8 protein-coding genes and 1 pseudogene are annotated in these 10780 nt (G+C 62.8%); 8 read left to right on the plus strand and 1 reads right to left on the minus strand.

The genetic code is table 11. The features are described 5' to 3' along the window. The first annotated feature begins 100 nt into the window (after positions 1 to 100). The 8 genes and pseudogenes from G522_RS0122860 (at position 101) to G522_RS0122900 (ending at position 10203) form a co-directional block, all read left to right on the plus strand. Positions 101 to 1690: a bifunctional aspartate transaminase/aspartate 4-decarboxylase gene (locus G522_RS0122860; protein ID WP_026793012.1), complete on the plus strand. Its 1590-nt coding sequence runs from the start codon at positions 101 to 103 to the stop codon at positions 1688 to 1690. Positions 1691 to 1825: 135 nt separating this feature from the next. Next, on the plus strand, positions 1826 to 2833 hold the full coding sequence (locus tag G522_RS0122865) for an ArsR/SmtB family transcription factor (protein WP_051229130.1): 1008 nt from the start codon (positions 1826 to 1828) through the stop codon (positions 2831 to 2833). Between the two features lie 28 nt (positions 2834 to 2861). Further along, complete coding sequence (gene metF, locus G522_RS0122870; protein ID WP_026793014.1) at positions 2862 to 3764, plus strand: methylenetetrahydrofolate reductase [NAD(P)H]; 903 nt, start codon at positions 2862 to 2864, stop codon at positions 3762 to 3764. 27 nt (positions 3765 to 3791) lie between these two features. Continuing rightward, a pseudogene (metH, locus tag G522_RS0122880) lies at positions 3792 to 7597 on the plus strand (methionine synthase). Positions 7598 to 7734: 137 nt separating this feature from the next. Then, complete coding sequence (locus tag G522_RS0122885; protein ID WP_156887030.1) at positions 7735 to 8361, plus strand: hypothetical protein; 627 nt, start codon at positions 7735 to 7737, stop codon at positions 8359 to 8361. Positions 8362 to 8713: 352 nt separating this feature from the next. Next, positions 8714 to 9040, plus strand: a complete 327-nt coding sequence (locus tag G522_RS0122890) for a hypothetical protein (protein WP_026793018.1) — start codon at positions 8714 to 8716, stop codon at positions 9038 to 9040. Positions 9041 to 9055: 15 nt separating this feature from the next. Next, positions 9056 to 9574: a hypothetical protein gene (locus tag G522_RS28355; protein WP_156887031.1), complete on the plus strand. Its 519-nt coding sequence runs from the start codon at positions 9056 to 9058 to the stop codon at positions 9572 to 9574. Between the two features lie 302 nt (positions 9575 to 9876). Next, positions 9877 to 10203, plus strand: coding sequence for a hypothetical protein (locus tag G522_RS0122900; protein WP_026793019.1), 327 nt, complete (start codon positions 9877 to 9879; stop codon positions 10201 to 10203). 247 nt (positions 10204 to 10450) lie between these two features. Here G522_RS0122900 and G522_RS0122910 read toward each other — a convergent pair. Beyond that, positions 10451 to 10780: integrase core domain-containing protein (locus G522_RS0122910; protein WP_156887032.1), on the minus strand; the 330-nt coding region annotated here is incomplete at its 5' end.

Here is a 10780-nt window from a genome sequence, read left to right on the forward strand (position 1 = left end):
TGTTCGCCGGAAACGCTCTGTCTTTGTCTTCTTGAAAATTCTGACGCAAAGCCGCATCCGCTCTTGCCGGATTTGCGCTGGCCAGATCCGAGGAATTGAAATGACCAATTACAGCCAGTTCGCCAAACTGAGCCCTTTCGAGCTGAAGGACGAGCTCATCAAGTTGGCTTCCAGCAAGGCCGACATGACGATGCTGAATGCCGGGCGCGGCAATCCCAACTTCCTGGCAACGCTGCCTCGTCGCGGCTTCTTCCGGCTCGGCCTGTTCGCCGTGGCGGAATCGGAACTTTCCTTCTCCTACATGCAGCAAGGGATCGGTGGACTGCCACGGATCGACGGCATCGAAGGGCGCTTCGAGCGCTTCACCGCCGATAACTACGGGCAGGAAGGCGTTGACTTCCTGCGGCGCGCCCTGAGCTTTGTTCGCGACCAACTGGGGCTTTCCGCCTCTGATTTTCTGCATGAGATGGTCGAGGGTATCCTCGGCTGCAATTATCCCGTTCCGCCACGCATGCTGCGCATCAGCGAGCAGATCGTCCGTCATTATCTGATGAAGGAAATGGTCGGCGGGCGCGTTTCAGCCCTGGACGTGGACGTGTTCGCCGTCGAGGGCGGAACCGCCGCGATGACCTACATCTTCGATACGCTGAAGGAGAACCAGCTCGTCAAGCGGGGAGACAAGGTGGCGATCGGCATGCCGGTGTTCACGCCCTATCTCGAGATTCCCGAGCTCGATGCCTATGGGCTGACCGAGGTGGCGATCAATGCCGACCCGGAGGCCGGCTGGCAGTATCCGGACGCCGAATTGGAGAAGCTGAAGGATCCGGCGATCAAGATCTTCTTCTGCATCAACCCGAGCAATCCGCCGTCGGTGAAGCTCGACGAACGCAGCCTCACCAAGATCGCCGACATCGTGAGGAACGATCGGCCGGATTTGATCATCCTGACCGACGACGTCTACGGGACCTTTGCCGATGATTTCCGGTCCCTGTTCGCCGTCTGCCCGCAGAACACTATCCTGGTGTACTCCTACTCCAAGTATTTTGGCGCGACGGGGTGGCGGCTTGGGGCGGTGGCGCTTCATCAGGACAGCGTGCTCGATGCCGCGCTGGCGAAGTTGCCGGGGGATGCCAAAGCTCTGCTGGAGCGGCGCTACGCGTCGATCGTCACCGACGTCTCGAAGTTGAAGTTCATCGACCGTCTGGTCGCCGACAGCCGCACGGTGGCGCTGAACCACACCGCCGGGCTGTCGACCCCGCAGCAGGTGCAGATGGTGCTGTTCTCGCTGTTTGCGCTGATGGACGAGCATGGCGGCTACAAGGCAACGCTGAAGCACGTCATTCGCCGCCGTCAGGCCGCGCTCTACGCCGAACTGGGCATTGATGCGCCCGACGACGACAATTCGGTCGACTACTACACACTTCTCGATCTCGAGAAGATTTCGCACAAACTCTACGGCGCCGAATTCGCCGCCTGGGTCGAAAAGGAGTTCTCGGCCAACGAACTTCTGTTCCGGATCGCCGATGAGACGGGCATCGTACTCTTGCCGGGGCGCGGCTTCGGCACGCAGCACCCGTCCGGACGGGCGTCGCTCGCCAATCTCAACGAATATGAATACGCCGCGATCGGGCGCTCGTTGCGAAAGATGGCGGACGAATACTTCGCGGCCTTCAGCAAGAAGAAGGTCTGAAGGTGGACGCATCCCCTCTTGTCGGGGGGAGGCTGTTTGAGACCGTCAGGGCTGTCCCGCGCGGCGGTGCCTTGATACGGGCTTCCGCTACCATGGCTCTTGCAACTGTCTGCTGTTCGACATAAACATATCTTTATGTCTATCGTTCGCTTGGCCGGGTCTCCCCAGGCTTCCTTTGATGATGTGGTGTCGGTGCTGCGGAGCGCCGGCGAGCCGACGCGGCTGCGGCTTCTGGCCTTGCTGTCGCTCGGCGAGGCCACCGTCAAGGATCTCACCGAAGTGCTGGCCCAGAGCCAGCCGCGCGTGTCGCGCCATTTGAAGCTTCTCACCGAGGCCGGTCTCGTCGAGCGGCTGCCGGAAGGCGCCTGGGCCTATTATCGGCTGGTCGACGAGGGGCCGGCGGCGGCGCTGACGCGCACTCTGCTTGCCGCCATCGATCCGGCCGATCCGGCCGTGGAATCTGACCGGCGCCGGCTCGATGCCATCAAGGGCGCGCATGCCGCCGAGGCGCAGCGCTATTTTGCCAGGAACGCTGCCAGCTGGGATCGCTTGCGCACGCTGCACGTTGCCGAGCGTGATGTGGAAGCGGCGATCCGCGCCGCCGTCGGCGATCGGCCCATTCACAACATGCTGGACGTCGGCACCGGCACCGGCCGCATGCTGACGCTGCTCGCCGATCGCTACAGCCGCGCCATCGGTCTCGACATGAGCCACGACATGCTCTCTGTCGCGCGCGCCAATCTGGCGGCCGCCGGCATCGACAATGCCCATGTCCGCCAGGGCGACGTGACGGCGCTGTCGGTGGGCGCCGGCTTCGATCTGGTGGTGATCCATCAGGTGCTGCATTATCTCGACGATCCGGCGCGGGCGCTGCGCGAGGCGGCCTCCGCGCTCGCCCCCGGCGGCCGTTTGCTGATCGTCGATTTCGCGCCGCACGACCACGAGTTCCTGCGCGCCGATCATGCCCATCGCCGGCTCGGCTTCAGCCACGAGCAGATGCGCGGCTGGATCGAGGCGGCCGGCCTTGCCTTCGATACGGTGCGCGACCTGCCACCGGAGACGGCGGACGGCCTCACGGTGTCGCTGTTCCTCGCCGCCGACCGGCGCGTCGACATCGCCAATGAGATGCAGCGCATCGCCTGACACGACACGACTTTTCGGGATCCTCACCATGCGGTTCAGTCACAATATCGGCGCCCTCGACCTCGGCGTTTCCTTCGAGTTCTTCCCGCCCAAGACGGAGAAGATGGAGGAGGCGCTGTGGGCGGCGATCACCCGCCTGGCGCCGCTTGGGCCCCGCTTCGTGTCGGTGACCTATGGCGCCGGCGGCTCGACGCGCGAGCGCACGCATGCCACCGTCGCCCGCATCGTCCGCGAGACGAACCTGAAGCCGGCCGCCCATCTCACCTGCGTCGGCGCCAGCCGCGCCGAGATCGATGACGTGGTGCGCGGCTATTATGACGCGGGTGTCCGCCACATCGTGGCGCTGCGTGGCGATCCCGCCGGCGGCCTCGGTACCCGCTACCAGCCGCACCCCGAGGGCTATGCCTCGACCCCCGACCTGATCGCCGGCATCAAGGCGATCGGCGACTTCGAGATTTCCGTGTCGGCCTATCCCGAGCAGCACCCCGAAAGCCCCGACGTCGCCACCGACATCGCCATTCTGAAGCGCAAGGTGGAGGCCGGGGCGACCCGCGCCATCAGCCAGTTCTTCTTCGACAACGACAAGTTCGAGCGCTATGTCGACCGGGTGCGTGCCGCCGGCATCGACGTGCCGATCGTGCCGGGCATCGTACCGGTGGTGAACTTCGAGCAGTCGGCCGCCTTCGCCAAGAAAGCCGGGGCGTCGGTGCCGGCCTGGCTGGCCCAGCGGTTCGACGGGCTGGAAAACGACCCCGCGACACGCCAATTGGTGGCGGCTGCCGTCTGCGCCGAGCAGGTGATGGACCTGATCGATCGCGGCTTCCGTAACTTCCATTTCTACACCATGAACCGCGCCGACCTCGTCTACGCCATCTGCCACATGATGGGTCTCAGGGCCAAGACCGAACCCGCCGTCGCCGTTCCCGCCTGATCACGCTGATCACCAAGGAGACACGCCATGACCGAGATCTCTCCGACCGAACGCCGCCTGCGCGAGCTGGCATCCAAACGCATTCTGGTGATCGACGGCGCCATGGGCACCATGATCCAGCGCTGCAAGCTGACGGAAGCCGACTTCCGCGGCGAGCGGTTCAAGGACTGGCACAAGGATCTCAAGGGCAACAACGACCTGTTGTCGATCACCCGGCCCGACGTGATCTTCGACATCCACAGCCAGTATCTCGAGGCCGGCGCCGACATCCTGGAGACCAACACCTTCTCCTCGACCTTCGTCGCCCAGGCCGACTACGGCATGGAAGAGCTCGCCTACGAGCTGAACCTCGAATCCGCCAAGATCGCCCGCAAGGCGGCCGACGCCTATACGGCCAAGGATCCGTTGAAGCCGCGCTTCGTCGCCGGCGCTCTCGGGCCGACCAACCGCACCGCGTCGATCTCGCCCGACGTCAATAACCCCGGCTTCCGGGCGATCACCTTCGACGAGCTGCGCCGCGCCTATGCCGAGGCGGTGCGCGGCCAGATCGACGGCGGCGCCGACATCATCATGATCGAGACGGTGTTCGACACGCTGAATGCCAAGGCGGCGCTGTTCGCCACCGAGGAAGTGTTCGAGGAAAAGGGCGTGCGGCTGCCGATCTCGGTGTCCGGCACCATCACCGACCTCTCGGGGCGCACGCTGTCGGGCCAGACGGCTGAGGCCTTCTGGTATTCGGTGCGCCACGCCGGCCTCCTGTCCATCGGCCTCAACTGTGCGCTGGGTGCCCGCGAGATGCGCGCCCATATCGCCGATCTCTCGCGCGTGTCCGATACGCTGATCTGCGCCTATCCCAACGCCGGCTTGCCCAACGAGTTCGGCGAATATGACGAGAGCCCCGCGGCGATGGCCGAACTGGTCGGCGAGTTCGCCCGCTCCGGCCTCGTCAACATTGTCGGCGGCTGCTGCGGCACCACGCCGCCGCATATCAAGGCGATTGCCGAGGCGGTGAAGGGCCTGCCGCCACGCGTGCCGCCGAAGATCGCGCCGCGCCTGCGCCTCTCCGGCCTCGAGCCGACGGTGATCGGGGCCTAGCCGGCCCCCACCGAACCGCCTATTGCTGTCAGCGTGACCTGCCTCCCGGGATAATCCTTGCCATGACCGATACTTCCGCCTCATCCGCCAGCTTCGTCATGGTCGGCGAACGGACCAACGTCACGGGGTCCGCGCGCTTCCGCAAGCTGATCCGCGAGGGCGACTATCCGGCGGCGCTGGCGGTGGCGCGCGACCAGGTGGAAGGCGGGGCGACCGTCATCGACGTCAACATGGACGAAGGCCTCTTGGACAGCGAAGCGGCCATGGTCACCTTCCTCAACCTGATGGCGGCCGAGCCGGATATCGCCCGCGTGCCGGTGATGGTGGACTCGTCGAAGTGGACGGTGATCGAGGCCGGCCTCAAGTGCCTGCAGGGCAAGGGCATCGTCAACTCGATCTCGCTGAAGGAAGGCGAGGAAGCCTTCATCCACCATGCCAAGCTGGTGCGCCGCTATGGCCACGCCATGGTGGTGATGGCCTTCGACGAGACCGGGCAGGCCGACACCTACCAGCGCAAGATCGACATCTGCGCCCGCTGCTACAAGATCTTGACCGAACAGGTGGGCGTGCCGCCCGAGGATATCATCTTCGATCCCAACATCTTCGCGGTCGCCACCGGCATCGAAGAGCACAACAACTACGGCGTCGACTTCATCGAGGCGACGCGCTGGATCCGCCAGAACCTGCCCAGCGCCCACGTGTCGGGCGGCGTTTCCAACCTCAGCTTCTCATTCCGCGGCAACGAGCCGGTGCGCGAGGCGATGCACACCGTGTTCCTCTGCCATGCCATCGCCGCCGGCATGGATTTCGGCATCGTCAACGCCGGCCAGCTCGGCGTCTATGACGAGCTCAATCCGGAGCTGCGTGAGCTCTGCGAGGATGTGGTGCTCAACCGCCGGCCGGACGCCACCGAGCGCCTGGTCGACGCGGCGGCGCGCTATGCCGGCACCGGCGCCAAGGAGCGGGTGGTCGACCTTGCCTGGCGCGAGCTGCCGGTGGAGAAGCGGCTGGAACACGCGCTGGTCCACGGCATCACCGACTTCATCGTCGAGGATACCGAGGAGGCGCGCCTCAAGGCCGAGCGTCCGCTGCACGTTATCGAGGGGCCGCTGATGGCCGGTATGAACGTGGTCGGCGACCTGTTCGGCGCCGGCAAGATGTTCCTGCCGCAGGTGGTCAAATCGGCCCGCGTCATGAAGCAGGCGGTGGCCTGGCTGATGCCCTTCATGGAGAAGGAAAAGGAAGAGCTGGGGATCACCGAGGACTCTTCGGCCGGCACCATCCTGATGGCGACGGTGAAGGGCGATGTGCACGACATCGGCAAGAACATCGTCGGCGTCGTGCTGGCTTGCAACAACTTCAAGGTCGTCGACCTCGGCGTCATGGTGCCGGCGCAGAAGATCCTCGATACGGCGCGCGAGATCAATGCCGACATCATCGGCCTCTCTGGCCTGATCACCCCGTCGCTCGACGAGATGTGCCACGTGGCCGCCGAGATGGAGCGCCAGGGCTTCGAGCTGCCGCTGATGATCGGCGGCGCCACCACCAGCCGCATCCATACCGCCGTCAAGATCCATCCCAACTATAACAGGGGGCAGGCGGTCTACGTCACCGACGCCAGCCGTGCTGTCGGCGTGGCGTCGTCGCTGCTCTCCGACCGCAAGGTGGTCTACATCGACGATCTCCGGACGGAATATGCCCGCATCGCCGAGGAGCATGCGCGCGGCCGCGAGGAAAAGCGGCGGCTGACCATCGCCGATGCCCGCGCCAATCGCTTCGTGCCGGAATGGACTGGCTATACGCCGCCCAAGCCGACCTTCCTGGGCACCAAGGTGTTCGAGAGCCACGACCTCGCCGACCTCGTGCCCTATATCGACTGGACGCCGTTCTTCTCCACCTGGGAGATGCGCGGCCATTTCCCGCAGATCCTCGACGATGCCACCTACGGCGAGGCGGCGCGGCCACTCTATGAAGACGCCCAGGCCATGCTGAAGCAGATGGTCGAGGAGAAGTGGCTGACGGCGCGCGCCGTCATCGGCTTCTGGCCGGCCTATGCTATCGGCGACGACATCGAGCTCTACACCGACGACGGCCGCAAGGAGCGGCTTGCCGTCTTCCATGGTCTCCGCCAGCAGATGGCGCGCGGCAACACGCGGGCCAACTTCTCGATCACCGACTTCGTGGCGCCCAAGGAAACCGGCCTTGCCGACTATATCGGCGGCTTTGCCGTCAGCACCGGCTTCGGCGAGGACGCGGTGGCCGAGCGCTTCGCCCGCGCCAACGACGACTATTCCAAGATCCTGTCGCAATCGCTGGCCGACCGCCTGGCCGAGGCATTCGCCGAGCGCATGCACGCTCTGGTCCGCCGTCAGTTCTGGGGCTATGCGCCGGACGAGGCGCTGAGCACCGACGAGATCATCGCCGAGAAGTATCGCGGCATCCGGCCGGCCCCCGGCTACCCGGCCCAGCCCGACCATACCGAGAAGGGCACGCTGTTCACGCTCTTGAACGCCACCGAGGCTGCCGGCATCCAGCTCACCGAGAGCTACGCCATGTGGCCCGGCGCCGCCGTCTCCGGCCTCTACTTCAGCCACCCCGACAGCCAGTATTTCGGCGTCGGCAAGATCGACGCCGACCAGGTGGCCGACTACGCCGCCCGCAAGAGCTGGGACATGAAGACCGCCGAGCGCTGGCTGGCGCCGATATTGAACTACGAGCCGAAGCGGGCGGCGGGGTGATAGAGACAGAAAGTTTAGCTTCCGAAGACTGCCTCAGGAATGCCAATTGCTGGGTCTACCCCGTGACGGACGTGCCTCGTGGATCTTCGAGGGATAGATCTGTGGCTGGGTGTCGAGGCAAGATCATTGGGGGGCACGTGTCGCATCAATGCAAACGAATGGACGTCGGGAGTCTTAAGCTCAAGAGCGGCTTCTACCCGGTTTTTCTGGTATTTTGGCTTGCTTTAAAAATCAGTCCTGCGATGGCTATCGGTCACGCGGCGTGCGGCGATCTGTCGATGCCTGATTATCTGGCGGATGTCACAAGAATCAGTCAGACTATTTTTACGGCGAAGATAATCGGGATGACTGATTTGGGGATCATAAAGTTAAAAAATGGAGAATCTCTAATTTACTCTAAAATGGATATTATTATTGACGATATTTTGAAATTACCCAGCATGCGAAAGCTGGAAGATAATCAAAAAATATCTGTTTTTATTATTGATGAAAATTACGCGAAGATCAAGAAAATAACTAAGAAAATTCGTAACGCGGGAGAACATGCATTATTTATGACTGATAACAATAGATATACTATTTCTGGTGACAATAGCTACGACAAGAAGATATACGCGGAGATAGAAAAAAGGATAAAAACCTCGATTTGGAATGGCGCTACAATAGTAGCACTTCCGTGTGAGTATGGCGTATACGACTCAATCGATGACTACATCGCTGAACAGCTTACCCGTATTAGAGACTATATCCATCTGCAACGCTAGGCATCGCGGCTAACTTGATAATGGACTACGCCGGTCGTCAGTGGGGGATGGCAGCGGCGGAAAAGTGGCCGGCGCTGATCCTGAAGTATGAGCCGAAGCGTGCGGCTGGGTGAACGGGTAAGGCACGATAGGCCATCCTTATACGGCCGAGCGATATTTCCCGCGTCCCCTCGCTCCCCGGGCCTCACGTGTTACAATGTCCCTCCGGTCGCTCCAGCCATGGCGTGCTCGCCTCGGCTTTCCTGGCGCGCTTTCCAGCTTCCGAACGACGAACCCGCCAGCCTCCTGCTCGATCGCATCCGCGCCGAATGGGCGTGGCGCTCAAGCCGGCGAGAGCCAGGAAGAGATTGGAATGGCCGTTTTTGAGAGCCAGTTGACCGAGGGGAACCTCAAGAATTCGCATATCTACATCACGGCGATCCTCGCGCATCTGATGCCGGAGGTGGAGGGCGTGCCGGCCAAGCCGCCACGGGCGGTTCGTCTCCAGTTCGAGAACCTCAAGGTCGACGCCGACATTCCCAAGTCCCGCCACGGGCGGCCGCGCAAGTTCATTCGCGCCCGGGAGTTCGTAGAGGGCTTTTTCGAGCGCACCGGGGCCGTCGTCGGTGATACCGTGCTGTTCGAGGAAATCGAGCCGGCGCGGTTCCGCCTGAGCCTCAGGAAGGCCGCCGCCTCGTAACCCATGGAGAACAAGATGCCCAAGCCGGTCACAGATTGGACGGACAGTGAGCTCCAGAACATCATCGACAACTATCGCCGCAAGGCGCTGACGTCGGATGCCTATTATCTCCAGGCGCTTGAGGAGATGAGCCGCCGCAAGGGGCGCGGCCTCGAGTTCGACAAGACGCTGCGCGCCGTGCTGAAGGCGGCACGCGCCGACGTTTATCTTTCCTACGCGCAACTTGCCGAGGAAAGCGGTGTCGACTGGACCAACAAGCGAGCCGCCATGATGGGCCATCTCAACAGTCTGGTGGAATTCTCGCATCGCAAGGGCTGGCCGCTTCTCAGCGCCATCGTCGTCAACCAGCAGAAGCTCAGGACCGGCGACATGGATGCGTCGGCGCTGAAGGGCTTTGTGACGGCGGCGGCCGATCTCGGCTACGTGTTCGCAGACGATGCAGCCTTCATGCGCGAGCAGCAACAGGCCGTCTTCGACTGGTCCAAGTCGTTCCAGGAGGCCCCGGCGGAGGCCGTGCCGGCGGAGACGCCCTGACCGGCATCCCCTTGCCTTAGGCAGAGCACCGCCTCGTTTGAACAAAGACGCCCGGAGCGGGAGGATCGCTCCGGGCGAGAGGCCCTCGGAAGCAGCGTCAGGTGGAGGCCGCGGCTTTCAGGACCGCCTCGGCTCCTCGAGGTACTCGGCGAAATTTCTCGCTCGATCCCGTTATCCGGCTGCGATGTGCTACTAAGCGGTTCCGGCTGCTCCGATCAATGTCACGCTTGCCCAGGTTTTCCTGGGCGAACTGATGTCACGGCGGCCGAGCGACGAACCGGCGAGAGACAGGAAGACAGAGCATGCCCGTCTATGAGAGCCAGCTGACCGAGGGGAACCTCAAGAATTCCCACATCTACATCACGGCCGTTCTCGGGCGCCTGACGGAGGCTGTGGAAGGTGTGCCGGCCAAGCCGCCACGGGCGATCCGCCTCGAATACAAGGGCCTCAAGGTCACGGCCGAGATTCCAAAATCGCAGCACGGTCGTCCACGCAAGTTTTTTCGTGAGCCGAATTTCGTGAAGAGCTTCTTCGAGCGCACCGGCGCCGCAGTCGGCGATACCGTGCTGTTCGAGGAGATCGGCCCGGCGCAGTTCCGCCTGGACCTTCGGAAAGCCAACGCCTCGTAACCGGCGTTGCCCAACGCTCGCGCGAAGATCGCCGGCATGTCGACGGCTGTCGGAACTCGCGCCCTGTCAATGGCGGCCATTCGAACCTGGATGGCCGCCAGCGACGATCTGCTTTAGCCAGAACGCTTGCCGTTCTAGAGCATTCGCCGACCAAATTGAAACATTTGGTCGTCTAGCGAATGCTCCAGATCATTTGCTGGAGCAGCCGCTTTTCGATCAGGTTGATTCAACCTGATCGGCGGGTGCTCTAGGTGTGAAGCCTCAAGAGGTTGTCGCTGGTTAGGTTGAGGCGACTGATAGGGGTTTTGGCGTCAAGGCTACCGTGTGGTCTGTGCCAATTGTACATGTGGGTCCACTCTGGCAAGTGGGCTTTGCGGTGATCTGAGGTTGGATAGGCGCGTGCGTATGCCCATTCACGCAGAGCGGTCTGGATGAACCGCTCAGCCTTACCGTTGGTCTTCGGCGTATAGGGCTTCGTTCGGATGTGTTTCAGGCCGAGATCCTTGCAAGCCTTTGCGAAGTCTTTGGATTTGTAGCAGGATCCGTTGTCGGTCATCACGCGGGTTATGGTGATGCC

This window comes from Pleomorphomonas oryzae DSM 16300 (assembly GCF_000422965.1).
GTDB classification, from domain to species: domain Bacteria; phylum Pseudomonadota; class Alphaproteobacteria; order Rhizobiales; family Pleomorphomonadaceae; genus Pleomorphomonas; species Pleomorphomonas oryzae.

Excerpts from the sequence above, each read along its gene's own strand:
- G522_RS0122860 (WP_026793012.1), top strand. The coding sequence starts at position 101 with ATGACCAATTACAGCCAGTTCGCCAAACTGAGCCCTTTCGAGCTGAAG.
- G522_RS0122865 (WP_051229130.1), top strand. The coding sequence starts at position 1,826 with ATGTCTATCGTTCGCTTGGCCGGGTCTCCCCAGGCTTCCTTTGATGAT.
- metF (WP_026793014.1), top strand. The coding sequence starts at position 2,862 with ATGCGGTTCAGTCACAATATCGGCGCCCTCGACCTCGGCGTTTCCTTC.
- G522_RS0122890 (WP_026793018.1), top strand. The coding sequence starts at position 8,714 with ATGGCCGTTTTTGAGAGCCAGTTGACCGAGGGGAACCTCAAGAATTCG.
- G522_RS28355 (WP_156887031.1), top strand. The coding sequence starts at position 9,056 with ATGCCCAAGCCGGTCACAGATTGGACGGACAGTGAGCTCCAGAACATC.
- G522_RS0122900 (WP_026793019.1), top strand. The coding sequence starts at position 9,877 with ATGCCCGTCTATGAGAGCCAGCTGACCGAGGGGAACCTCAAGAATTCC.